This window comes from uncultured Roseobacter sp., from assembly GCF_947499265.1.
Lineage (GTDB): Bacteria > Pseudomonadota > Alphaproteobacteria > Rhodobacterales > Rhodobacteraceae > Roseobacter.
The window spans coordinates 131,227-154,457 of the sequence record NZ_CANMNK010000002.1 but is presented as its reverse complement, the minus strand read 5'-3'; the positions used below and the strand labels follow the sequence as shown (position 1 = coordinate 154,457).

The 23,231-nt window shown below is 59.4% G+C and carries 23 protein-coding genes and 1 tRNA gene; 6 read left to right on the top strand and 18 right to left on the bottom strand.

From position 1 onward, the window contains the following. Positions 1 to 2: 2 nt before the first annotated feature. A complete protein-coding gene (locus Q1A63_RS05425) occupies positions 3 to 2,021 on the top strand; it encodes a capsular polysaccharide biosynthesis protein (protein WP_298970120.1) in 2,019 nt (672 codons plus the stop codon). 1 nt (position 2,022) lies between these two features. On the opposite strand, the gene ribD is transcribed toward Q1A63_RS05425, so the two are convergent. From ribD to Q1A63_RS05380, 9 genes are all read right to left on the bottom strand, one after another. Next, a complete protein-coding gene (gene ribD / locus Q1A63_RS05420; protein ID WP_298970493.1) occupies positions 2,023 to 3,099 on the bottom strand; it encodes a bifunctional diaminohydroxyphosphoribosylaminopyrimidine deaminase/5-amino-6-(5-phosphoribosylamino)uracil reductase RibD in 1,077 nt (358 codons plus the stop codon). 17 nt (positions 3,100 to 3,116) lie between these two features. Further along, positions 3,117 to 3,584 (bottom strand): transcriptional regulator NrdR, encoded by a 468-nt coding sequence (gene nrdR, locus Q1A63_RS05415; RefSeq protein WP_298970122.1) that lies wholly within the window; start codon positions 3,582 to 3,584, stop codon positions 3,117 to 3,119. A 135-nt stretch (positions 3,585 to 3,719) separates the two neighbouring features. Beyond that, positions 3,720 to 4,145, bottom strand: coding sequence for a secondary thiamine-phosphate synthase enzyme YjbQ (locus Q1A63_RS05410; protein WP_298970123.1), 426 nt, complete (start codon positions 4,143 to 4,145; stop codon positions 3,720 to 3,722). Next, positions 4,142 to 4,411 carry an HlyU family transcriptional regulator gene (locus Q1A63_RS05405; RefSeq protein ID WP_298970124.1) on the bottom strand — a complete coding sequence of 90 codons (270 nt, stop codon included), beginning with the start codon at positions 4,409 to 4,411 and terminating at the stop codon, positions 4,142 to 4,144. Before Q1A63_RS05405 ends, Q1A63_RS05410 begins: the two co-directional genes overlap by 4 nt. 709 nt (positions 4,412 to 5,120) lie before the next feature. Further along, positions 5,121 to 6,485 (bottom strand): insulinase family protein, encoded by a 1,365-nt coding sequence (locus Q1A63_RS05400; RefSeq protein ID WP_298970126.1) that lies wholly within the window; start codon positions 6,483 to 6,485, stop codon positions 5,121 to 5,123. Beyond that, positions 6,482 to 7,723 carry a hypothetical protein gene (locus Q1A63_RS05395; protein WP_299630973.1) on the bottom strand — a complete coding sequence of 414 codons (1,242 nt, stop codon included), beginning with the start codon at positions 7,721 to 7,723 and terminating at the stop codon, positions 6,482 to 6,484. Before Q1A63_RS05395 ends, Q1A63_RS05400 begins: the two co-directional genes overlap by 4 nt. Before the next feature lie 480 nt (positions 7,724 to 8,203). Further along, positions 8,204 to 8,515, bottom strand: coding sequence for a hypothetical protein (locus Q1A63_RS05390; protein ID WP_298970130.1), 312 nt, complete (start codon positions 8,513 to 8,515; stop codon positions 8,204 to 8,206). Positions 8,516 to 8,675: 160 nt separating this feature from the next. Continuing rightward, positions 8,676 to 9,137: a hypothetical protein gene (locus Q1A63_RS05385; RefSeq protein WP_298970132.1), complete on the bottom strand. Its 462-nt coding sequence runs from the start codon at positions 9,135 to 9,137 to the stop codon at positions 8,676 to 8,678. Positions 9,138 to 9,327: 190 nt separating this feature from the next. Further along, positions 9,328 to 9,708 (bottom strand): hypothetical protein, encoded by a 381-nt coding sequence (locus Q1A63_RS05380; protein ID WP_298970133.1) that lies wholly within the window; start codon positions 9,706 to 9,708, stop codon positions 9,328 to 9,330. Between the two features lie 696 nt (positions 9,709 to 10,404). On the opposite strand from Q1A63_RS05380, the gene Q1A63_RS05375 reads away from it, so the two are divergent. Beyond that, positions 10,405 to 10,869, top strand: coding sequence for a helix-turn-helix transcriptional regulator (locus tag Q1A63_RS05375; protein WP_298970135.1), 465 nt, complete (start codon positions 10,405 to 10,407; stop codon positions 10,867 to 10,869). Between the two features lie 171 nt (positions 10,870 to 11,040). Here Q1A63_RS05375 and Q1A63_RS05370 read toward each other — a convergent pair whose 3' ends face one another. The 5 genes from Q1A63_RS05370 to Q1A63_RS05350 all read right to left on the bottom strand — a co-directional run bounded on the left by Q1A63_RS05370 (position 11,041) and on the right by Q1A63_RS05350 (position 16,843). Next, positions 11,041 to 11,613 (bottom strand): GNAT family protein, encoded by a 573-nt coding sequence (locus tag Q1A63_RS05370; RefSeq protein ID WP_298970137.1) that lies wholly within the window; start codon positions 11,611 to 11,613, stop codon positions 11,041 to 11,043. Next, the gene (locus tag Q1A63_RS05365; protein ID WP_298970141.1) at positions 11,610 to 13,040 is read right to left on the bottom strand and encodes a class I adenylate-forming enzyme family protein; all 1,431 of its coding nucleotides are present in this window, start codon (positions 13,038 to 13,040) and stop codon (positions 11,610 to 11,612) included. Before Q1A63_RS05365 ends, Q1A63_RS05370 begins: the two co-directional genes overlap by 4 nt. Continuing rightward, positions 13,041 to 15,008 carry an alkaline phosphatase family protein gene (locus Q1A63_RS05360; protein WP_299630969.1) on the bottom strand — a complete coding sequence of 656 codons (1,968 nt, stop codon included), beginning with the start codon at positions 15,006 to 15,008 and terminating at the stop codon, positions 13,041 to 13,043. A gap of 134 nt (positions 15,009 to 15,142) precedes the next feature. Further along, complete coding sequence (locus Q1A63_RS05355) at positions 15,143 to 15,844, bottom strand: hypothetical protein (RefSeq protein ID WP_298970147.1); 702 nt, start codon at positions 15,842 to 15,844, stop codon at positions 15,143 to 15,145. Positions 15,845 to 16,768: 924 nt separating this feature from the next. Continuing rightward, positions 16,769 to 16,843 (bottom strand) — tRNA-Phe (locus Q1A63_RS05350). A 309-nt stretch (positions 16,844 to 17,152) separates the two neighbouring features. On the opposite strand from Q1A63_RS05350, the gene Q1A63_RS05345 reads away from it, so the two are divergent. Genes Q1A63_RS05345 through Q1A63_RS05330 form a run of 4 tightly spaced genes read left to right on the top strand, consistent with a single transcriptional unit; the run spans position 17,153 to position 21,106 of the window. Next, positions 17,153 to 18,580: a circularly permuted type 2 ATP-grasp protein gene (locus Q1A63_RS05345; RefSeq protein ID WP_298970217.1), complete on the top strand. Its 1,428-nt coding sequence runs from the start codon at positions 17,153 to 17,155 to the stop codon at positions 18,578 to 18,580. Between the two features lies 1 nt (position 18,581). Continuing rightward, the gene (locus Q1A63_RS05340) at positions 18,582 to 19,523 is read left to right on the top strand and encodes an alpha-E domain-containing protein (protein ID WP_298970219.1); all 942 of its coding nucleotides are present in this window, start codon (positions 18,582 to 18,584) and stop codon (positions 19,521 to 19,523) included. Positions 19,524 to 19,535: 12 nt separating this feature from the next. Further along, a complete protein-coding gene (locus Q1A63_RS05335) occupies positions 19,536 to 20,333 on the top strand; it encodes a transglutaminase family protein (RefSeq protein WP_298970221.1) in 798 nt (265 codons plus the stop codon). 41 nt (positions 20,334 to 20,374) lie between these two features. Then, positions 20,375 to 21,106 carry a peptidase gene (locus Q1A63_RS05330; RefSeq protein WP_298970222.1) on the top strand — a complete coding sequence of 244 codons (732 nt, stop codon included), beginning with the start codon at positions 20,375 to 20,377 and terminating at the stop codon, positions 21,104 to 21,106. Between the two features lie 36 nt (positions 21,107 to 21,142). Here Q1A63_RS05330 and yacG read toward each other — a convergent pair whose 3' ends face one another. The 4 genes from yacG to infA are packed head-to-tail and all read right to left on the bottom strand — an operon-like array spanning position 21,143 to position 23,157. Then, positions 21,143 to 21,343, bottom strand: a complete 201-nt coding sequence (gene yacG / locus Q1A63_RS05325; protein WP_298970223.1) for a DNA gyrase inhibitor YacG — start codon at positions 21,341 to 21,343, stop codon at positions 21,143 to 21,145. Continuing rightward, positions 21,340 to 22,362: a ribonuclease E/G gene (locus tag Q1A63_RS05320; RefSeq protein ID WP_298970225.1), complete on the bottom strand. Its 1,023-nt coding sequence runs from the start codon at positions 22,360 to 22,362 to the stop codon at positions 21,340 to 21,342. Before Q1A63_RS05320 ends, yacG begins: the two co-directional genes overlap by 4 nt. Next, positions 22,359 to 22,934, bottom strand: a complete 576-nt coding sequence (locus Q1A63_RS05315) for a Maf family protein (protein ID WP_298970226.1) — start codon at positions 22,932 to 22,934, stop codon at positions 22,359 to 22,361. The genes Q1A63_RS05320 and Q1A63_RS05315 overlap by 4 nt, the downstream gene beginning before the upstream one ends. 4 nt (positions 22,935 to 22,938) lie before the next feature. Beyond that, a complete protein-coding gene (infA, locus tag Q1A63_RS05310; RefSeq protein ID WP_005978431.1) occupies positions 22,939 to 23,157 on the bottom strand; it encodes a translation initiation factor IF-1 in 219 nt (72 codons plus the stop codon). Positions 23,158 to 23,231: the final 74 nt, after the last annotated feature.

The window sequence follows — 23,231 nt, the reverse complement described above, 5'->3', positions numbered from 1 at the left end:
ACATGGGTCATCCGCATGATCCAAAGGCCGCCGGACAGGAAACTGCCCGGCGGCTATACGTTTACAACGGCGGTTTCCTGACCCAAACGCGCATCAGGCGCATTCTGCAGTTGAGCGGATATGACATTAAACTCGGGGCGCCCGGTCCGGATGATCTGGTCGGCGTCTGGGGCAATAGCCCGACATCACATCGCGGCGAAGCGGTGGCCGCCCATAAAAACGCAGGGCTGGTGCGTGTCGAAGACGCGTGGCTACGCTCCCTGCACCCCGGACGCGCGGGCGAGCCGCCTCTTGGGCTGCTGATCGACCACGCGGGCGTGCATTATGACCCCGCCACGGTTTCCGACCTGGAGCATCTGCTCAGCACGCATCCTTTGGACGACACCGCCCTTCTCAACACCGCCCGCGGCGCAATTGCGCGGATGCAGGAGGCGCATCTGACGAAATTCAGCGCGGTCAATTCCGCCCTGCCCGCCCTGCCCCCGGGCTACGCGCTGGTGCTGGATCAGACCCGCGGCGACGCATCTGTGACCGCAAGTGGTGCAGATCGGAATCGCTTTCTCGAAATGCTGTTTGTGGCGCAGGAAGAGCACCCCGGCGCGCAGGTTATCATCAAGACCCACCCGGAAACCGTGGCCGGGTTCAGGAAAGGGTATTTCGACACCGCCGATCTTTCGGATCGCATTTCGCTGCTGGCCGATCCCATCAGCCCCTGGATCCTTTTCGAAGGGGCGGTCGGCGTTTACACGGTTTCTTCGCAACTGGGGTTCGAGGCGATCTTTGCCGGGCACAGACCACGGGTCTTCGGCCAGCCCTTTTACGCGGGCTGGGGACTGTCCGAAGATGAATTCCCGGTGCAGCGCCGGCAACGCAAACTCACCCGTGCACAACTTTTTGCAGCGGCCATGATGCTTTACCCGAAATGGTACGATCCCTGCAACGATACGCTTTGCGATCTCTCGACAGTGATGGAAGCCATGAGCGCGCAAACCCGCGCCTGGCGAGAGGATCATGAAGGTTGGGTCGCCTCCGGCATGAGCCTTTGGAAACGCGCGCCGCTGCAGCAATTTTACGGACAGCACAAGCCTGTCACCTTCGAGGATGACCCCGGCAAAGCGCGCACAACCAAACGGCCCTGGATGGTCTGGGCGGGCAAGGCGGACGTTGGCCACAAGGATGCGGTGCGGGTGGAGGATGGGTTTCTGCGGTCCCGCGGGCTCGGCGCGGAACTGGTGCCGCCCCTGTCTCTCGTCACGGATGATCTGGGCATCTACTATGATCCGTCGCGCCCCAGTCGGTTGGAAAATCTGATTGCCACCCGCGAAACATTGCGCCCGGATCAGGAGGCGCGGGCGCAGGCGTTGATCCGGAAGCTGGTTACCGGGGGCCTGACCAAATATAATCTGGGCGGCGAGGCCGCGCAGATACCGGAAGGGCACCGGATTCTGGTCGTTGGCCAGGTCGAGGATGACGCCTCAATCACCACCGGGACAAGTACCATCCGGCGCAACCTACAGCTTTTGCAAGCCGCCCGGGAGGCCAATCCGGCAGCCATCCTGATCTACAAACCCCATCCGGATGTGGAGGCAGGTCTGCGCAAGGGAGCCTGTGACGCCACCAACCTCGCCGATCATGTCGCACAGAAGACAGAGGTGTTGTCGTTGCTGGATCAGGTAGAGGAGGTCTGGACCATGACCTCCCTGCTGGGCTTCGAGGCGCTGCTGCGCGGATTGCCCGTGACCACGCTGGGCGCACCCTTCTATGCGGGCTGGGGGCTGACAACCGATCTCGGGGACATCCCGCCGCGCCGCCGTGCAAGGCCCACACTGGCCGGGTTGGTCCACGCAGCACTCATTGACTACCCACGCTATATCGACCCGCAAACCGGTCTGCCCTGCCCGGTCGAGGTCGCCGCGGACAGGCTGGCGCAAGGCGACCTGCCACCGCGCAGTGCGCGCAATCGTTTGTTGTCAAAACTGCAGGGCCTCTTTGCCAGCAAAGCGCATCTTTGGCGCCGGTGATTTAACCCTGTGCGCGGCGCCACACCTGCACCGTATCAGGGCCAAGAGACCGACAGCTTTTCAGCGCGTAGCGGGGCGCGTTTTGCAAATGGCTCAACCCGAGCGCGCCAATGGAGGGCAGCCCTTCGGCACCGATGGCCAGACCCGCCGTAAAACCGATGAGTTCATCCACCAGATCCGCCTCGATCAGGCTGGCCGCCAAGGCGCTGCCGCCCTCGCAAAAGAGCCGGGTCAACCCGTGACCGCCAAGCTGTCGCAGCACATCACCCGGGTCGAGTTGGCTGCCACTTGCTGCGCAGGGCAGAAGTTCAGCCCCCAGGTCGCGCCAGGTCTGCACAAGCGCAGGGTCAGCATCTTTGCCGTGGCACAAAATAACGGGCACGTCCTGGGCGGTGCGGGCCAGCTTGCTCATCAAAGGCAGGTCAAGCCGTCGGCTGACCACCACCCGGGCGGGTTGCCACACAACCCCCAGATCGCGCACCGTCAGGCTGGGATCATCCTTGCGGGCCGTCCCCCCGCCAACCATCACCGCATCGTGCCGTGCCCGAAGCGCATGCACATATCGCCTGGCTGCTGGTCCGGTGATCCACTTGCTTTCGCCGGTCGCCGTTGCAATCCGACCATCAAAGCTGCTCGCCAGCTTCAGGGTTACGAAAGGCCGACCCAAATCGACACGCGCAAAAAACCCGGCATTGTCGGCCAGCGCTTCGTCTTCCAACAGGCCGATCTCGACCTCAATCCCGGCGGCACGCAGCATCTCGCAGCCCTTGCCGCTCACACGCGGATCGCTGTCGAGCGTCGCAACATAGACCTTTGCCACACCCGCATCGATCAAGGCTTGTGCACAGGGCGGCGTTTCACCGTGATGCGCGCAAGGCTCCAGGGTAACGTAAACATCCGCGCCATTTACGGTGGCTCTGGCTTGAAATAGGGCCTCTGTTTCCGCATGCGGCCGCCCACCGGGTTTTGTCCAGCCGCGCCCGATGATGCGGCCCTCTTTGACAACCACACATCCGACCGCAGGGTTGGGCCAGGTTCGCCCCTGCCCGCGCCGCCCCAAAGACAGCGCCAGCGCCATGAAGCGTTTGGGGTCGCTCACTCTTCCGGTGGGACGTCGGGGCGCAGCTCGCTGACGAATTTGTCAAAGTCATCTGCGGCCTGGAAGTTCTTGTAAACGCTGGCAAATCGCACGTAAGCGACAGTGTCGATCCGGGCCAGCGCCTCCATCACAATCTCGCCGATCATCTTGGACTGAATATCCGTCTCGCCCATGCTTTCCAACCGGCGGACAATGCCGGAGATCATCTGGTCGATGCGCTCGGGATCAATGGGGCGTTTCTGCATCGAAATACGGATCGAGCGCTCCAGCTTGTCGCGGTCAAAATCTTCACGCTTGCCCGTCGATTTAATCACAACCAGATCGCGCAATTGCACACGTTCATAGGTGGTGAACCGCCCGCCACAGGCCGGACAAAAGCGCCTGCGCCGGATCGATACATGATCCTCCGCCGGGCGGCTGTCTTTTACCTGGGTGTCAATGTTTCCGCAAAACGGGCAGCGCATGGGCCGTCCCCCTTTTATTGTCTATCTGCCTCTGATTGTGGGATCGCCGCCCCACTTATCCACACTTATAGGTGAGCGCCTAAGTTTTGGGTAGTGGGGAAATGCGCGCCCAGATGTGGTAGGCGAATTACGCCCTCAAACGTTGCGCAGAAATGACACTGCAATGCTGCGTTGGTGCGGGCGTGTGCGGTGTTCAAAGAGGTAAATGCCCTGCCACGTGCCCAGAGCCAGCTGCCCGTCTACCACAGGGATCGACAGATGCGTGGGCAAAAGTGCGGCCTTGATATGGGCCGGCATGTCGTCGGGCCCTTCATAGGTATGGGTGAGATAGGACATCGCAGGATGGTCAGCGGATGGCACCAAACGGGCAAAAAAATTCGTCAGATCAGTCTGGACCTCCGGGTCGGCATTTTCCTGAATGAGCAGGCTCGCTGACGTGTGTTTAATGAAAAGCGTGAGCAGACCGGACCCGGAAAGCGATTGCCGCACGTGATCGGTGATCTCATGGAGCCCGACACCTCGTGTGCTGACCGTAATCTCGCGTGGCCCGGGAGCGCTCACTGAAAAAGTCGCTCACCCTGCTCGTCGATCACCTGTTTGGCCTTGCGCAAAGAAATACGTATCGCCTCATCTCGGTCAGAGAAGGTATCCGCGCGCAGCAATCGGTAGCTCTGCCCATGCTTTGTGATCGTCGCCGCGATGCGATAGTGTCCGCCTTCTGCTTCGGGATCCGGCATGATCCGGAAACCTTCGTACATTTCTACGTCTTTCTTAGCGGTCGCAGCAGCCGAGCCGCCCTTACCAAAGAGTTTAGAGAATATCGACATTTCTGATTTACTCACCTTGCGCCATCAACCCACCCAAACAGAGTTCGCTGCACGGATTCTGTCAAGAAGATAGATATCGGAGTTCGCAATGGCCGCGCTTGATTGATGAGACTGAGTTCAACTCCATTTCAATGACCGGTTGGCACGTTTCAGATCTCGGATGCAACGCCTCATCGTTTCTCTCCCGATGCAAATGAACGACGCTTGCAGCCCCGAGATCGCCGCAAAACAGCGACTTTAAGTGCTGTTGCGCGTTGCAAAGATTGCCGGGCTGGCGGTACCAAAGGTTTTCCTATTGCTTGGCTGCAACTTGACTCTGGCAACCTGGCAGACAATGTCGGCAGGGCACTCAACGATCCTGAGATGGTCGCGCGTCGAATAACGGCAGACGTGCATCGTGCACTCTACGGGCACGTGTTCCTTCATCCAATTGTTCGATGCAGCACTGGCGGCGTTTGTGTTTGTTGTGTCTGTCTTGTTGTAGCGCGGAAAAGCGAGCCGTGAGTAAGGTCTGCTGGCCCAGGGGCCGTTCTGCTGCCGCTAGCGAATGTCCATCAAGGGGAACATCGCGTTCAGGGCCCTTGGTCTTGAGACGCCGCCAGGGATGCAGATGGACCCGAGCACCCAGAGAACGTCGTGATGACGCAAGATGTCTTCCTTGGTCAAACCAGGAAGGAGATCTTTCCAGCGTTTTCACCGCGCCGGGTCTTCATCGGCAATCAATGACGTCTCTTGGTTTGGAAATTACACAGGCGTTTGGCAGCGCGTCAGCATCAGGCGACACAGCGACTATGATAAAGTCCTGTGCGGCCGGAAACGCATTGGCAAGTCTTTGGCGAAGGGTTTCGGATGTCACACGGTCAAGTGCAGATGCAAGGTCAAGTGCAACGCTGGGGTCTTGATCATCCAGCAGAGCCATAAGGGCAGAGGTGGACGCGGCGACAGGGTCAGCGGCCGTTTTCTCGCTCTGTGCGACGAAGGGGCCCTCGAGACTTTCCAGAAAGCCTTGCGGCGGCCCAACCTCGCGAAACGACGCATAGGCCTCCTGCACGATGGTTGCGGCTTGCGCTAACTTTGTGGTTTCGACCTCGCCCCCAAAATACAAAAGCCGGATGTCGCGCGTGTATGCATCAAGATGCGCACTGAGCCCATATGTTGCGCGCAACTGTGTGCGCACGGCCTCAAAAAGAACGCTGTGCTTACCCTCCCCCAGAGCCGAAACAAGAATGATATCCTCCAACTCACCGCCATCTCGCATCGGGGGCATTGGTGCAACAAACGACAACGTGCTGGTGTTGGCCTCCGGCACATGCAGCAGGATACGGCGGGGCGTGAAATCGGTACTTGGCGTCTTTGCGACCCGCGCCCCTGCCTCTGGCAAACCGGCAAAGAGATCGTCAATTGCGGCCCCGGCCTCTTCAGCATCAATGGCACCCGCGATCACAATCTTTGCGTCGTTGCGCACAATTGTTTCACGATGCCAACTCGCGACGTCCTCGGGTGTGGCGGATGTAATCTGCTCGGGTGGATCGACGGACAGCGCACGACGGAGCGGTACATCACCCAAAACACCCCATCGCACTGCGGCAAAACCCTGATGTGCTGGCGCAGCAGATGCTTCGGCCATATTCGCTGCAAAGCTCTGTTGAATCCCTTCAAACCAACCTTGTTCCAAAAGCGGCGCCCGTAAATGCGCATTGGCGATTTCGACGGCCTTGTCCAAATTTTCCTTTGGAGCAACCAAACTGCCCTGGACATTATCAGACGTAACCGACAGGCGGCCCGTGACTTGCAGATCCGCAAACATCTCCACAACTTCCGAAGCCGGAAACCCCTCGGCACCACCTGCGAGGATCAGGTCGGCTCCGATATAGGGAACCGCCTGATTGGCGTCTTCACGCAACGGCCAGTCTGTGGGCCAGGCGATCTGGATGGCCACAGCCTCGGCCTCAGGGATGTACAGGCGCACGTAATCGATGCCGCCGGGGCTGGTCTCAGTGTTGGAGGACGGTGTATCGTCGCTACACCCGGTCAACACAAAGATTGCAATCACTGCCACGGCAAAGTGTTTCACTTGATCTTGTCCTTTCCGATAAAGGCAGTGGCCGTTCGGCCAGGGCCGGTCAGGGTTGCGAGCAATGCGTCGATGTCTTGCGCCGAGAGCAGACTGTGCAACGCGGCCAGTTCGGTTTCCGTCATTGGCGCCCGCAAGTTGCTGGCGCGGTCCAAAACGTAATCCGCCATCCAGTCACGGGTCGCCTCCTTGTTTGACCACTCCGGCCAAAACGATCTGAACCTTTCATGGACACGCGCGTAGGTTTCTGCAGGGATTCCTCTGGCAGAAGCAGTCAAGGCCGCCTCGAAGCCCGCGCGCAGGTCGTCAAAGCCAATGTCATTGCCCGGTTCAGCGCGAAAGTTGAGTTCGACATGGCGTTCATCGATGGGAAAGACGGCGATCCGAAAGCTTTTTGCGACAAGGGTATCGAACCGCAAAGGCCCGGCAATACCGCCCGGAAGGGTGCTCGCGAGAATATCCCGCAGCAAACGCGTCTGGGCATCCAGAAGATCGAATTGCACCGGTTCGGGCAGTGCAACAACCTTGCGCCAGATCATGCGTGGAGCAGCATCCGCCACCGGATACGTCACGACACGATCGTCTGGCTGGCCAAGGACAAAAGGCGGTGGCGCGATCTCCATAGTTGAGCTCGGCTGATGCGGAAAACCGACCTGTTTCATGGCGCGGCGAACCTGACGCTGCGATACCTCTCCGATGACCAGCAGCGACGACCGGCCTGGCTGATGGATGGCCATGTGTTGCGCCTTGGCGTCGTCAAACCGTAGCGCATCGATCTGCGCGGGGGTGCCAATGACCGATGCGGCAATGGCATTGCCCTGATAGAGAAACGCATTCATCTCTTCGGCCGCCTGCGCATCGGGATGGTTGGCAAGGCGCAGGTCGTATTCCCGCCGGACGATATCCCGCTCCTGGTCTGCAAATTCACGAGACAGGGTGATGGGGTCAAACACGCGTGCAAGGGTATGCAGCATGGCTGGCAAATCTTCGGGCGGACCTGACAACCAATACCCGATGGCAATGTCAGACGTCCATGCGTTGGAATGACGTGCGGCGTGGCGACTGGCGGCAAATGCGTTGAGCCAAGTCAGATGCTCGACATAGTGATCCAACGCAGGCGATGCGTTTTCGGCGCCTCCCGACCGGCTGAACAACAGATGCACACTCACTGTTTCGGGCTCGGCGTTCCCGACGATACGGGTTCTGCCATAGGCTTCATCCCACCCAGAACTGACCAAACCCGAAGCAACGGTTACAAAAATTGCAAGCGCCACGCCAACTGCAGAAATAAGGTAGAGAGGCGTGAGTTTGAAAGTGCGCGCGACCCAAATCAATGCTTGGACCTTTGCTGAAACAAATGAATGTTCCTGCTGGGGATTACCGGAAATAATTGGTCAAAAATACGTCTCGACCGTATTAAATGAGAATACGACCCGCGCGTTGGCATCTTGATGTTATTGGGATCAGACATCTAAATATGCGTCAATAAAACGGTCAATATCGTCAAAACCAGTGCGCCCAAAAAAGCGACGGACACCTCGCGTGGAGTAATCGCTTTCTTTTGCACATATTTTCTGATGGCAATCGATACTGACATTGCAACAACAAAGAAAAAGACTGCCTGAGGTATCGACATAGGATCCGCCTTTTTTAGGTGGCTGTTTTTGCGATCTGCGAAACGCGTCGCGCAAAAACAGCCGGTCAAGTCTTACGCGTCACTATTCGGGGGTCAGAGCATCATATGTGCCTCTTGCAACCATCGCGCCGACAGCTGCGCCCGCAACCGGGCTCCTAGTGGCTGCGGTCACGCCCAAACCAGCGGCCGTTCCAGTGGCTGCGGCAGCACCAGTTGCAGCATAGTCGCGATTAACCGCCTGCTGTTCTGCGGTGAACTCCACACTGCCAGCGATGCCACTGTCGTAATTCGACCCGCTACCGGTTCCGCTGTCTCCGCTGCCACCACCACCTCCGCCGCCAAAACTGATGTTGGCGTAAAGATCACTGAGCGCCTTTGTTGAAGTATTGGACATTCCATCTTCCTTCCTGTTGCGGGCCGGATCTGATACCGTTCCGCCGTTGTGGTTAGCCGGGTTTTCCTGCCCGGCGGCTCAATCGGGTGGGAGGTTCTTGACTAACCGCCCACCCACTTTCGTCTCTTTGGACGGATCGAGACGAAACTGGTTCCGGCGCTCAGTAGTAGCGCCAGAAATAATTCACGGGCATGTTGGGGCAGTCGAACGCATGGACACGATGTAACCAACCTGCGCACTGCACCGGCGGTTCACCGGGATGCAGTGTGACAGAGATGGATTTGGTAAGGTGGTTTGCATGCGGATTGCCGGGGGACGTGATTGTGCCAATGATCTGGGGATCGCGCCGATTGAGGGTTTCGAACTCGTTGAAAATGCGATGCATCGTGGCTGTCGGGGTCATCACCTGCGTGTCAACGTTGCGTTCTGGAGCGCCATGCACGACCAGAAGATCATCATCATTGCCTACGACAAAATCGTGCTGAAGGTATTCGGGAATGGTGAACAAGACTGTTGCCCAGATGTTTTCCGAGTTTTCAACGCCGTCTCTGAGCAAGACGACAAAGCCCTCAATCGCGGCGGTGTCTGATGTGCCATCTGACGAGAGTTGGGCGATGTTCATGCCCCCCCCTTTCGCACGCTCCGCGCAAGTCTATCCCGGTCCATTCGTTGATCTGGTACACAGAACGATCCTGTGTCCGACGCAGGCGAAACCGCGCGCTCAATAAATCTGCCGAGCTGAAACTGACGGTGATCTTCCGACCAAGCCAACAATCCGAGTGCATAGCCAACGCCAGCGTGGCAAGCGACCATCAGCATGCTGCGTATTCCTGTTGTGCGCTCCGGAAAGGGCGGGCCAAAACAGCGCCACGGTCCACCAAATGACGTTCCAGTGATTTTTGAAGGCCAAGATCGCCATCAAAAGATGCGGCCTTATGGTTGGCTGCAAGCTCTCCCGAAGGGCCCTTGGTCCACTTTGCATCGACGAAACCGGACACCAGCGCGGGGCAAACAATCGTTCGGAGAACCGGCTGTTGGCCTTCGAGACCAGTACATAGTTGGTCGTGCCCTGCCGGAATCTTCTTTTCGACCAGGGATCCGGCGATTGCTTCCGAACGAAAGACCGCAACGATGTCCAGACCGGTGAGCTGGCCCAGATCTTGTAGATCTACCCCGTGAGAAATGCTGTGCACAAAACTCCCTTCCGACCGAGATCATCGCAATTCACGCATAATCGTTGAGCCGCGAAACGCCACACGTTTCAAGCAAGGGAGGTTTTCAAGCTATTTGCCGCTTGTTCGCTGTCGTGTTTAGCAAAGAATTGCCATTTGCCTTTGTCAGATTCAGATTCTTAGTCCCACCCTATTTCGGCGCGTTTTGGTTCGTTCAACGCCTTTGACAGCGACAAGCGCACCGCGAACGATGTCTTTTACGTCCACGCTTACGCGGTCGAAGCTTGGGGGTTTCATTTTTGCGATACTCAGACTTCCAATTCAGCAAATCGCTGGCGAGGCAAACCAGCAGCTTCAGCTGAGGCGGGAACCCAAATTGGAAGTTTACGGAGATCGCTTCCTTGGGCCTAAAGACTGCTTCCTGCTTGTCCAGATTGACGAACCCAATGCATTCGTTGTTACGGAGTAACATCGCTGGGACCCATATGCCCTTCGGGCGTCTCCGATCTTAACAAGAGTGCCACCAGCGGTGGTCAGCTGTTATGGTGGGAGGCGCCCTTCAACATAGTACAAAGAGATCGGGCTTCGGTATCTATAGGGATGCTATGCGGGCCACCGTGACTACACAGTTTCCATTCTTGAGATCGCCTTGCCCGACATGGCAACATCGGACATCATCGCCCGCAAGACTTTCTGGAAACAAATGCTCGGCGCAAGATGCTTGGCTTGACACAAGAGAGCTTAGCGGAAGCTGCTGGGCTGACCGTCCGTAGGATACAGAACGTGGAAAGCGGGCGGCGTGTGCCCGACGTACAAACTCTGCGAAGCATCGCGCGTGGCGTCGGGTTTGATGTGACTGTGTTCAGCAAACCGACACCGGAGCAGGAAAAGCGGCAACAAGAGGAGATGGTGCGGGCGCTGAGGCAGACCATTCTTGTACCAACCTCGCCAATCAAGAAAGCGAGCCACTTCTATTCTCGCCACTGCGAATGGCATGCGATTTTAGTCAACACCGAGGCCGTGGAAGTGGATGACGCGCTCGAACTGACTGCCGCGATATCGGATTGGATGGATGAACTCGACAGAATATGGGCAATCAGCGCGGCGAGCCAGCGTCTCGGGCAAGGGCCGGCCTTTTCGAGAGGAGAGCCTCTACCGCACTCGCCGATACGACAGATATGATTTCTCTCGGCGCGAGGCGACGGCCAAGACGTTCTTCCAGCGACAGAATGAGCCGCATATGCGACAGGCTTGACCAAACTTCACTGGTACCGGGCGTGAGGCTATCGTCTATCTCTTCTGACGACACTTCAAGCGCATCAGCCATCAACCGGATTGTGCTGCTGGATAGCTTCATCCGGTGCCCTTTCTTTTTTCGACCCATTCAGGAGCCAGAATGCCATAGACCAATTGATCCAGCCGGTCGTTGTCGACGACGGACAGCATCTGCGCGCGCAGGATCGCTTCGCAGGTGAACCCCATGGCGTTGTAGTTGTATATGGACGATAAATTCCGACCATGCGGCCGTCCAATAACCTTGTAGATACCGAGCGTATCGAAGAGAAAATCGAGAAGTGCCGCACGTGTTTCCATGACAACGTTTTTTCCCCAGTAGTTCCGGTCGCCAATGACAACCGCTGTCTCTGCGGTCTTGTGGCTGTCTATGGTGACTGTGAAGAACCCGATGGGGGTTCCAGTCGCCCGGTCACAGACGAGCAGAAAGAACTGGCGGGCATTGTCGAACCCCATCGCCCATCGCAACGCCTGGGCCTGTGACATCCGGCGCTCTGGCAGGTTGAGCCCGGTCATCACCTCGGGATCGGCCATCCATGACAGGAGACTTTCCGTCACATCCTCGCGCTCGATCGACCGAACCAGAAAGCGGACCGTTTCGATCTCCACCAGATCTCCGGGCGACCAGATCATTGCGCTGTAACCATACAAAGCGAAGCGACCCGATTTCGGTCGATCTTGCCCGTGGCGGTTCGGGGCAGGCTGGGCAGCAGAAAAACCTTTGCGGGATGCGCGTCCTTGCGGATCCGGGCCTTGGCCCAACCTGCAAGCACCTTTGAATCAGCATTGGCACCTTCGGCCAGCGACAAAGCGACCGCGAGCTTCTCACCGCTCACTGCGTCTTCCTGGGCGAAGGCGCAGGCCTCTTTCACGGCGGGGTGCTTTTCGTACAGCAGGTCTAGCTCCTCGGGGTAGATTTTCGTGCCAGCGACATTGATCATGTACCGCGTCCGCCCGTGCAGCCGGAGCGCGCCATCCCGCGCGATCTCTCCGGAATCTCCAGTTCGGTACCAGCCTTGCGTAAATACCTCATCGGTCAGTGCCGGGCTGTTCAGGTAGGCCCGCATCAGTGTTGGCGTCTGCACCACAATCTCGCCTTGCCCGCTACTGTGAAGGCTTCCGTCTTCGGACAGCACTGCCGCGCGCCCGCCCCAGAGCCGCCCAACCAGTCCGTCCCTAGGTCCGGTATCGCGGGACGACGCGCCAGCGACCCAGTTCGCAGTCTCCGTCATCCCATACATGTTGACCACATCAGCGCATCCGCTCCAGTCGATCACCTCTCGCCAAAGATCGGCTGACAGCGGTGCGGATCCGATATGAATGCGTTTGAGGCTGTCCACGGATTTCTCATTGGGCGAACGGGTTGCATGCCGCCAGAACGCTGGGACGGAGCTCAGAAACCGGATCTGATGGTCGACAATGATCTGGTCGAGGTTCAGCGCCAGCGATGCGCCCAGATGAGCGCCGAGATAGACCGTGCCGCCCGCGAAAAACGGTGTCAGGCAATTGCCGACCAGACCGTGGCCAAAATGAGTGGGCAGAGTGCAAAGCGTGCTTTGCAAGGCGTCATCGCCGATATGGGCCCGGTTAAGCTCGATGCGCGCAAAGAGGGCGCGCAGCGTGTGAACGACCCCCTTTGGCGTGCCGGTCGATCCGGAGGTGAAGAGGATCAGCGCCGGATCGTCCAAGGCGAGCGGTCGCGCGTGCGACATGTCCGCGGACAGGCTCTGCTCTGAGAGGTCATGAACGGGTACGCTGCAGCGCAGATCCTGCCCATTGGTCAGCAGCACCACGGCATCTGAGAAGGCGATCAGGCGGGCAAACTCCGCGCGCGTCAACCCCGGATTCAGACAGGCCGCCGTCGCCCCCACGGACCAGATTGCAAAAAGATCCGCGAAGAAGTTCGGTGAGTTGGCATGTGCAACGGCCACACAATCCTTGCGGCGGATGCCGAGACGCAGCAGGATGCCAGCGCGACGGTGGACTTCGGCACCAAGCTCGGGGCCGGACAGTCGGCTGCCTGTCGCGAGATCGTGGAATGTTCCGGACCAGTTGAACATTCAAGCCTCCATTTCCGCAGCGCGCCAATTTTGCAAAAGAGCTTCGATTGCGGTGCCGGCGGAAATCTGATCGAGTTGCCGCACCCCCTCCGCAGCAAGCTCAAGCCCGGGGGCAAGCGACAGCGACGTCTCGAAAGCGGATCGCGCCTCGCCCAACCGGCCAAGGCCCAGCGGGGCAAACCCGCGCCGGGCGTGAACCTTGGGCTGATGCTGGGCGCCTTTCAACGCGCTTTGAAAGTATGACAGCGCCTGCGTAAATTGTTTGCGGCCAAGATGCACGGTTCCGAGGCCACCAAGGGCCAGTGTGGACGCGCCGTCGATGCTCAGGGCTTGCTCAAAACTGCTGCTGGCCGCGTCATGAGCCGTGAGGCGCAGCTGCGCCCAACCAATTGAAGCCAGCAGTCTGCTGCCCTCTGCCGTCTTTTCGGTCTTTTGCGCGGCACGTGAAAAATGAGCTTTGGCGGTCTCCGTATCGCCGCGCGACTGTGCGATGCGCCCGCGCAGGAAATCGAGCATGGCGTTCTCCGATCCGAGACCTTCGGCGATATCGAGCGCCGTTGCGGCATCCTCTGCCTGCCCAAGTTCGATCTGGCTTTGTGCGATCAGGACATGGGCGTTGATGTTGCCTGGCGCAAGGTCGAGCAGCTCGGCGAGGTGGGCAAGGGCCTTTCCATGCGCCCCCGCCGTGATGGACAGCCGCGCCAGCGCCTCCAGCTGCATGGAGACCGTCATTTCGCGGGTGGCATCGCAGCTGCCCGGCAGATCCGGCAGATAGCCAGCGCGGGTCCAGGCCAGCAGGCGCGGCACCACGGTTTCGGGCGCGGGTGCTGTTGCGGGGCCCTGCGCAGACGGTATCCCCCTGCGCTCAGACGGGACGTGGGTGGTCAGATCCGCAATCGGGTGCCCGTCCATCTCCGACGGGAGCGCAAGGCCCAGCAGCGCCAACAGCGTAGGGGCGACGTCGGTCTGCAGGGCCCCGAACACCAGACGATCCTCGGGAATGCCGGGACCTGCCGCGCAGAGGATGCCGGGGTCGCGGTACGCCAGATGCACCTTGCCGCCGCGCATCTCTGCCGGGCGTTTGCGCAGCGCACCCTTCTGATGGCCGTGATCAGAGGTGAGGACCACCCGCGCACCCTCGCCTGCCAGTTCCAGATACGTTGCGAGCATCATGTCGAACGTTCGGTATGCCCCCTCGACCACATTGGCAAACCGCGCGTGATCGGACCGGCTCACATGGCCCATGCGCGGGGCGCGGTATTGCAGGAAGGTGGCGGACAGAAAATCAACAAGATCGACATTCACCGCAAGGAAATCCGGCGTGCGGTGCTCTGCGATCCAGGTGGCCGCGCCATGCAGGGTCAGCGTGCGCGCCAGAGCGCGGGCGAGCAGGACAATCCTTTCGTCGCTGCCGCTGTCGATGGTCTCGGGTTTGTCGAGAAACGGCAGCACCATCTCGGCGCTGACATCGCTGGGATGCAGACGCAGGTCGGAAAAAACCGCGTGTAGGTCGAGGTCGGACACCGTCCGCGGGTCAAAGGGCCATGTCTCAAACGCGGTGCCGCTGGCGTCGGTAAAGCTGTCGCTGACCACCAGCAGATTGTCCGCCCCGGTGGCCGGATAGGTGACCGGCCAGCCGACCGCGGCGCAGGAGACACCGGCGGCAGCGACGTGTTCCCAGACGGGCGGTACGCCCAGGTCGCAGCGCTCCACCAGGCGCGCACCAACCGGACCTGACGCATCCTCGACCAGCGGGGTTACGATTCCGTGGCGTAGCGGCGATGCCCCTGTTGCAAGGGTCATGGCAGCGGTCGGAAACCGCAGCGACTGTCCGGCAAAGAGCTTGCCAATGCTGCCAGCCTCAATCAGGGCCGCCAGCCTTGGCAGCGCACCGGCATCCACCAGCGGCTGCATCAGCGCCCAGTCGGCACCTTGCAGATTGATCCAGAGCAATCGAGGCTGGGTCATGATGGTGTCCAACTCTACCTTGGTTCGCGGCCACAAGGACCGCAGTTGAATGGAACAGTTCCAAGGGCGAACCCCGGTGAGAGGGATACCCGGGTTCGCCTGCCTGATCGGGGGAAACCCCGCGGATCAGGGGGTTACGCCGCCTGAGCGCTCCGGCGACGCCGGAGCGCCAGCAGACCGCCCGCACCGGCCAACAGGAGCGGCAGGCTGCCAGGGAGCGGCACGGCGGCGAGATCCTCGCCGCCGGGGATTTCAGCCGCCGCGTTGGCGTTGGTCTGGAAGCCGATGCGCAGCAGGGACAGACTGTCTTCGCGACCGCGTTCCACCTCGGCCCAGCCGAAATGTGTGTTCGCGACCCCATCTTCGTCCAAAAGCGACAAGACAAGACCGATAAAACCGGTGTCCCCGAGCGTCGCGAAGGGACCCTGGTCATTGATAAAGGCGTTGGCGAAACGGTTGGCGTCGCCGTCGCTATCGGCATCAACCGCATCACCTTCTTCGAAGCGGAGAGCCAGACGAAAACGGTTCAGTTCGCCATCAGTGAGCACGTTCCCTGCCGGGTCGTCGAATTTGCTTTCGGCGAGGCCGGTGATAGCTCCAAAAGCGCCTTTTCCCCGATTAACCGCGGCAACGCTATAGTCGTCCACCCCATCCCCGTTGAGATCAAAGTTGAAGGAAGAGTTACTCGCCGTCTCGTTGATATCGACGATTCTCAGCCCGTTGGCATCCACGGTCGCGGCACCGGCGGTTGTGGCCGCAAACGCGCCCATAACAGCCGTACCGGTCACGAGGGTTGCCTGCTGTAAAAGGGCTTCCAGTTTATCTTGGTGCTTCATCAAATCATCCTTTATTCGTTACAAACGTTGAACCCACGAAAGGTCTTGTTTCAAAAATCCGAGAGCGGCAAAGAACACAAAAATGTAACCCGTTACGCCGTTTTGCCGTGATGCGCCGTTATGGCCCACGCTCTCGACCGTCAGCTACAGCAAGTCAGTGTTTGGCTAAAGCCCAGGAGCCCGCACGAAGCGTGGTAATTGCGTTGTAATGGCGTTGTATTTGCGTTGTAACGACATGCCTGCGTGGTCACGAGGCGGCTGCATGCAACAGAGAATTGACGACCAAGGCCGTTGATGGCGCCCTAAACCGCATGCCGTTGCCGCCTTGCGGAGGATAGGATTCGAAAAGTCGGATGTGCGCAGCCAGCCTGCAGGTCGGGCCAATCGCTCTGCGGCTTTGGTGGGGCAAGTAACGCTGACACGGGGGAGCCAACCTGACTGTCAAACAGGATCAATTTACCTGCCCACTCCCATACCCGGCGTGGCGCGCCGGATGGATTGTCATCTGGGTGGGTGCCAAGTCATTCTTTCCCGTGACACGATCCAGATGACCTATCTCCCGCGGCGCCTCCATTCATAGCGAGAGTGTGCGGGTTCGTACGTTGCCCGCCCAATTTTGGACCGCTTGCAGCTGATTGACGAGCCTGCTGCGAACGGCCGTGTGTCACTGACGCAGCTCATTTGCACACCTTTTCATGGGCATATGAAACGCAAGCTCACCACCAAATTCATCTAAGGCAAAAAAACCTAACCCAAAAAAGCGCCTCGAGTACCGAGATGAACTAATGCCGGGTTTGGGCCAGTACTAACCTGCCAGAACAAGAAGTGGCTTCAAAATGCTACCCATATGATACCCAAGGCCGAACCTTCGTTGGCCCACTGCTGGAGCAAGCCATCTATCCATTTGATCATAAAAGATTTAAATGGTGCCCGGGGGCGGAATCGAACCACCGACACGAGGATTTTCAATCCACTGCTCTACCCCTGAGCTACCCGGGCACGGGACGCCAATCGCTTGGCTGGGTGAGCGGGTTCTAGGAGTTTGTCGCAGGGCTGTCCAGTGCAATTTTCCATCTGTTCCACCAAGGTCAAACGGTATCCTTTGAACCATCCCTCTTGGTCATGCGACCGTTTCGGAAAACCACTGACCGTAGCAACCAGATTCATTATTTGATTTAAGTCACACCACCTTAGAGTCAGCACATGCAAAGCGCCTGTTTTTTGGGCAGCAGACGCATCATGACCTTTGCGATCAGCGGCTTGACGCCAAACGGTTGTGCCACAGGCCTTGTGCGTTATGGTAAACAGATGATTAAGAAATCGCAGATTTTCGATGAAATGATCCAATCCGACGGATCGATTACCCCACCCTACCAGGCCTACAACGATTGGTTCCAAGCGCAGGATGCTGAGCGCCTGCAGTCCAAATCCGAGGAAGCAGAAGCGTTTTTTCGACGTACAGGCATCACATTCAATGTCTATGGTCAGTCCGAAGCGCAGGAGCGCCTGATCCCCTTTGACCTTGTGCCGCGTATTCTGGCGCATCGGGAATGGACCCGGCTGTCAAAGGGCATCGAACAACGGGTGCGCGCAATCAATGCTTTCATCTGGGACATATACAACCGTCAGGAAATCCTGCGCGCGGGGCGTGTGCCGAAAGAGTTGATCGCGCATAACGAGGCCTTCTTGCCGCAGATGATGGGCTTCACCCCGCCCGGGAATGTCTACACCCACATCGTGGGCACCGATATCGTGCGCACGGGCGAAGGCGACTTCTTTGTGCTCGAAGACAATGCGCGCACCCCGTCCGGCGTGTCCTATATGCTGGAAAATCGCGAAACGATGCTTCAGATGTTTCCTGAACTCTTCTCGCAGATCCGGGTGCAGCCGGTCAGTGACTATCCGAAAAACCTGCGCCGGTCCCTCGCCGCCTGCGCTCCGCAAGCCTGCGTCGGCAAACCCACGGTTGCGGTACTGACCCCCGGCATTCACAACTCGGCGTACTTTGAGCATTCTTTTCTGGCGGATCAGATGGGTGCAGAATTGGTGGAGGGACACGATCTGCGGGTGGTGGAGGGTCGGATCGCAATGCGGACCACCCGCGGGTACAAAGTGATCGACGTGCTTTACCGGCGGATCGATGATGATTTCCTGGATCCCTTAAGCTTCAACCCCGACAGCATGCTGGGTGTGCCCGGGATCATGGATGTCTACCGTGCGGGCGGCATCACGATCGCAAATGCACCGGGGGCGGGCATCGCGGATGACAAGGCCATCTATTCCTATATGCCTGATATCGTGGAGTTCTATACCGGCGAAAAGGCCATACTGCGCAATGTGGAGACGCATCGCTGCGCAGAACCCGAAGCGCTGAAATATGTGCTCGACAACCTCGCCGATCTGGTGGTGAAAGAAGTGCACGGCTCCGGCGGATACGGCATGCTGGTGGGGCCCGCCGCCAGCAAGAAAGAGATCGCCGCCTTCCGCAAGAAGCTGGAGGCGAAACCCTCCAACTATATCGCGCAGCCGACATTGTCGCTCTCCACCGTGCCCATATTCGTGGATCAGGGGCTTGCGCCGCGGCACGTGGATCTGCGCCCCTTCGTGCTGGTGTCGCCACAGGGCGTGAACATCACCCCCGGCGGTTTGACCCGCGTCGCCCTGACCGAAGGGTCCCTGGTGGTGAATTCCAGCCAGGGCGGCGGGACCAAAGACACCTGGGTGCTGGAGGACTGATATGCTTGGAAAAACCGCAGGCGGCCTCTATTGGATGTTCCGGTTTCTGGAACGCAGCGAAAACACAGCGCGGCTTTTGGAGGCGGGGTTTCGCATGGCGCTCACCCGCTCGTCTGATGCGGAATCCGAATGGAAATCGGTGGTCACGACCTCAGGCACAGGCATCGGCTACGACGCGAAATACGACAGCTATAGCGACACCTTGGTGATGGATTGGTTGCTGCGCGACAGCGACAACCCGTCAAGCGTCATGTCCGTCACGAAATCCGCGCGCGACAATGCCCGGCTGGTGCGCACGGCGCTGACGACGGAAGTGTGGGAGGCCGTCAATGACAATTGGATGAGCCTGCGAGATCTGCTGGCCAAGCCCGTGACAACGGTGGATTTGCCCGCAGCTCTCGCCGTGATCCGCAAACAAAGCGCGCTGGTACGGGGGGCGCTTTACGGGACCATGCTGCGCAATGACATCTACGATTTCGCCCGCATCGGCACCTTCATCGAGCGCGCGGACAACACCGCCCGGATCATCGACGTGAAATACTACACACTGCTGCCCTCGGCCTCGGCGGTCGGATCTTCGCTGGATAACGTGCAATGGGAAATGATCCTGCGCTCGGTCTCGGCCCATCGGTGTTTCCGGTGGCTCGATGAACAGGATATGACCGCCACCGCCATCGCGGAATTTCTGATCTTTGACAAAAGGCTGCCGCGGTCCTTGGCGTTTTGCGTCAAGCAGACCACCGAAAATCTGCGGTATCTCGAACAGGAATACGAAACCCGCCACCCCTGCCATGATCTGGCGGAGAAACTGGGGCGACGGCTCAAAACGCTCGATATCGATACAGTCTTCGATCAGGGGCTGCACGAAATGGTCACGGAATTCATCCGCGACAACAACGTCTTAGGGTCACAGGTCGAAAAAGACTTCCGGTTCATCGGATAGAAGGGAGCAGCCATGCAGCTGTCGATCAATCACACCACCCGCTACTGCTACGACGCGCCGGTCGACTACGCCTTGCAACAGGTGCGGCTAACGCCGCCCAATACCGCGCAGCAGGATGTGCGCGATTGGGCGTTATCCGTCGAAGGTGGCACCATTGAGACGCAGTATCGGGATCACAACGGCACGCAGGTGCATCTGGTCAGCGTCGACCCGGGCGCGCAGGAGATTGCGATCACCGCGGCGGGCGAGGTCGAGACGACGGATACGGCGGGTGTGCTCGGCAAGGTCTACGGCCCTGCCCCGCTTTGGTATTTCCTGCAATCCACCGCGCTGACCGAAGCGGGCCCCGGCATTCGCGCGCTGGCGGGCGAGTTGTCCGAGGCATCCGACACGCTGGGGGCGCTGCACGCGCTGTCCTCTTCGATCCGCATGGCGGCGCCCTACAAGATTGGCGAAACCTATGCGGCGACCACTGCGGAGAGCGCCTTGATGGGCGGCAGCGGTGTCTGCCAGGATCACGCTCAGATCTTCGTGGCCGGTGCACGGGTGGCGGGGGTGCCCGCGCGTTATGTCTCGGGTTATCTGATGATGGACGACCGGGTGGATCAGGACGCAAGCCATGCCTGGGCCGAGGCCCATGTCGAGGGGCTTGGTTGGGTGGGCTTTGACGCCTCAAACGGGATCAGCCCCGATGACCGCTATGTCCGCCTGGCTGTGGGCCTCGATTACCGGCACGCGGCACCGATTTCTGGCATGCGTCTGGGGGCATCGAATGAATCGATGATTGTATCGCTGCAGATACAGCAGTAAGCCTGCGGGAAAGAACTGCTGCCTGAGAACTGGATGACTTCATGACCTATTGCGTGGGCCTGCGCCTTGATCGTGGCCTGGTCTTCATGTCAGACACCCGTACCAACGCCGGGGTCGATAACTTTTCGAAAACACGCAAGATGTTCAGCTGGGGCGTGCCAGGCGAACGCCTGATCACGCTGATGACCGCTGGCAATCTGGCCACAACGCAGGCGCTGGTGAGCCTGATCGAGGAGCGCGTCAAAGCCGTGGGCGAGCGTGACCCTTCCATCCTGCGTGCCCCGTCGATGTTTCAGGTGGCCCGTATGGTGGGCGCGACGCTGAAAGAGGTGATCGCCGACAGCGCGCCCGTGGGTCAGAAAAGCGATGCCGCCTTTCAGGCCACGGTGATCGTGGGCGGACAGATCCAGGGCAGCGCACCCACGATGTTCATGGTCTACCCGGAAGGAAACTTCATCGAAGTGACCTCCGAGACACCGTTTTTTCAGATCGGCGAGGCAAAATATGGTCGGCCCATCCTCGTGCGTGCCTATGACGCAAACATGCGGTTTGAGGATGCGGTGAAGCTGCTGCTCGTATCCTTCGATTCAACGGTTCGGTCAAATCTATCCGTTGGTCTGCCGTTCGATCTGATGATCTATGAAAACGATGTCTTCGAGCCCCTGCTGGAGCGACGGATCGAACAGGAAGATGCGGTTTACCAAAGTATTTCAACGGGCTGGGGTGACGCCTTGCGTGCAGCGTTCGAGCATTTGCCGACCTTTGATCTCTAGGTGCGGATGGCCTGAAGCCCACCCTACGGCACTGCGTCAGTGGGGTTTGCTTGGGGCGTCACCCGTTCGCGCTGCTTCATCCAGCGCCTGTTCCAGATCGTCCATGTCTTCGGGATCGGTGGAGGGCACCGCGTAGCTGCCGTTGAACCATCGCGAGAGATCAACATCCGCACAGCGTTTGGAGCAGAATGGCCGCATCTTGGGCGCGGTCTCTTTGCCACAGATCGGGCAACTCATATCAGAACCTCCTCTATCGGCAGGCGCGCGCGTTTGCGCTGCAACTCATAGTGGCCAAGTGGCGTCCAGCCCACCAGCGCCGTTTCCACATCATCCGCGCGGAAACTCTGCCGCAAGGCTGTCTCGAAAGCGCGACGGTCCTTTTTCGGCATCGGTGCCAGATCGAGCACAATTTGTCCGCCCAGACCGCGCAAACGCAAGGCTCGCGGCAATGCCCTGGCGCAGGCCATATTGGCCTTGATCCCGGCCGCCAGCGACGCGTCCGAACCGGTATTGACGTCGACGGCAACCAAGGCACGTGTGGGTTCGACATAGAGGCTGGCACCGCCGCCCAAACCAACCTGCGCCGCGCGCACCGCGTCCAGCGCATCCAGAACACCGTGGTCCTCAAAGCCGCCCGGATCGGTGATTACCTCTGCCGGGGCAACCCAGTCCCGCCATGCCAGCACGTGGGGGCCATCCCCCTCTGCCAGTGTTTCCATACCCGCGCTGTCATCTGCAGCGACACGCGCCGCAAGCTCTGCCATCTGCGCAATGTCGTCGGCAATCTCTTCCGCATTTGCCCCCGCGCAGGAGGATCGCAGGATCAGGCCGGTTTTGGCCTCCGCCAGCACATCATGCGCAATCTCCAGCAAACGATCCCGTTCGGCTTCATCCTTGATGGCGCGGCTGATGTTCAGACCGGGCGCGTCGGGCGTCACAATCGCGTAGCGGCTTTTGAAGAGCAGCTTTTGCGTGACCGGCAGCGCCTTGCCCGGCTCCGCGTAGCCGGTGACCTGCACGAGGATCGCCTGCCCCGGTGCCAACCCTTTGATCTGACGTAGAAAGGCAGACCCATCTGGTGTTTTCAGGAACATGCCCCCTTGACCCTTGACCGGCCGGTCCGCAATGGCGCGATAGACCGTGCCGGGGCGCGGCGCGTCTGCGTCGATCAGGAGGTCTTCGAGCCGTCCATCAACCATCAGGGCCGCCGCTTCACGGTCGCCCAGATGGTCGAGAATGATGCTGCGCCCCTTCATGCCAGCGCCCTCATCACCGGCTGACCAGCCGCGCGTAACAAATTCGCGGTCTCGGCCAGCGGCAGCCCGACAATGCCGGTAAAGGAGCCGCTGATCCACGGCACCAGAACGCCCGCGGGCCCCTGAATACCATAGCCACCTGCCTTGCCGCGCCAATCATCAGTGGCCAGATAGGCCGCGCGCTCCTCATCAGAAATCGACTTCATCCGCACGGTGCTGACCACGTCCTTCTCCCAGATGCGGGCGCCCTGGCGCACGGCCACGGCGGTGATCACCCGGTGCCTGCGCCCGGAAAGCGCCCGCAGAAAATCCGCCGCCTCCTCGGCATCCGCCGGTTTTCCCAGGATGCGACGCCCCAACGCCACCGTGGTATCGGCACAGAGCACGACATCCGCCTCATCCGCCACGACCGCCAGAACCTTTTCGCGGGCGATGCGACGGCAATAGGGCCTGGGCAATTCGCCCGGACGCGGGTCTTCATCAATATCGGGCGCGCGAATATCATCCGGCACAACGCCGATTTGCGCCAGCAATTCCTTGCGGCGCGGACTTCCAGACCCCAGTATAAACAAGGGCTTACTTGAAGCGGTAGTTGATCCGACCCTTGGTCAGATCATAGGGGGTCATCTCGACCTGCACCTTGTCGCCAGCCAGAACACGGATGCGGTTCTTGCGCATCTTGCCTGCCGTATGTGCGATAATCTCATGGCCGTTTTCAAGCTCGACCCGGAATGTCGCATTCGGCAGGAGTTCCTTCACGACACCGGGAAATTCGAGCGTATCTTCCTTGGCCATGTTGTCTCCTTGATTACACGTCCACCTGATATGGACGCCGCCTAAATGAGCGCATTTTCAAGGATTTTCAAGGG

Bases quoted from the DNA above. Each gene is read 5' to 3' on its own strand.
- Q1A63_RS05405 (WP_298970124.1), bottom strand. From the start codon at position 4,411: ATGTCGATATTCTCTAAACTCTTTGGTAAGGGCGGCTCGGCTGCTGCG.
- Q1A63_RS05390 (WP_298970130.1), bottom strand. From the start codon at position 8,515: ATGTCCAATACTTCAACAAAGGCGCTCAGTGATCTTTACGCCAACATC.
- Q1A63_RS05375 (WP_298970135.1), top strand. From the start codon at position 10,405: ATGCTTGGCTTGACACAAGAGAGCTTAGCGGAAGCTGCTGGGCTGACC.
- Q1A63_RS05365 (WP_298970141.1), bottom strand. From the start codon at position 13,040: ATGTTCAACTGGTCCGGAACATTCCACGATCTCGCGACAGGCAGCCGA.
- Q1A63_RS05345 (WP_298970217.1), top strand. From the start codon at position 17,153: ATGATTAAGAAATCGCAGATTTTCGATGAAATGATCCAATCCGACGGA.
- Q1A63_RS05385 (WP_298970132.1), bottom strand. From the start codon at position 9,137: ATGAACATCGCCCAACTCTCGTCAGATGGCACATCAGACACCGCCGCG.
- nrdR (WP_298970122.1), bottom strand. From the start codon at position 3,584: ATGCGCTGCCCGTTTTGCGGAAACATTGACACCCAGGTAAAAGACAGC.
- Q1A63_RS05360 (WP_299630969.1), bottom strand. From the start codon at position 15,008: ATGACCCAGCCTCGATTGCTCTGGATCAATCTGCAAGGTGCCGACTGG.
- Q1A63_RS05320 (WP_298970225.1), bottom strand. From the start codon at position 22,362: ATGAAGGGGCGCAGCATCATTCTCGACCATCTGGGCGACCGTGAAGCG.
- Q1A63_RS05355 (WP_298970147.1), bottom strand. From the start codon at position 15,844: ATGAAGCACCAAGATAAACTGGAAGCCCTTTTACAGCAGGCAACCCTC.
- Q1A63_RS05340 (WP_298970219.1), top strand. From the start codon at position 18,582: ATGCTTGGAAAAACCGCAGGCGGCCTCTATTGGATGTTCCGGTTTCTG.
- Q1A63_RS05330 (WP_298970222.1), top strand. From the start codon at position 20,375: ATGACCTATTGCGTGGGCCTGCGCCTTGATCGTGGCCTGGTCTTCATG.
- Q1A63_RS05370 (WP_298970137.1), bottom strand. From the start codon at position 11,613: ATGATCTGGTCGCCCGGAGATCTGGTGGAGATCGAAACGGTCCGCTTT.
- Q1A63_RS05425 (WP_298970120.1), top strand. From the start codon at position 3: ATGGGTCATCCGCATGATCCAAAGGCCGCCGGACAGGAAACTGCCCGG.
- Q1A63_RS05335 (WP_298970221.1), top strand. From the start codon at position 19,536: ATGCAGCTGTCGATCAATCACACCACCCGCTACTGCTACGACGCGCCG.
- ribD (WP_298970493.1), bottom strand. From the start codon at position 3,099: ATGGCGCTGGCGCTGTCTTTGGGGCGGCGCGGGCAGGGGCGAACCTGG.
- infA (WP_005978431.1), bottom strand. From the start codon at position 23,157: ATGGCCAAGGAAGATACGCTCGAATTTCCCGGTGTCGTGAAGGAACTC.
- yacG (WP_298970223.1), bottom strand. From the start codon at position 21,343: ATGAGTTGCCCGATCTGTGGCAAAGAGACCGCGCCCAAGATGCGGCCA.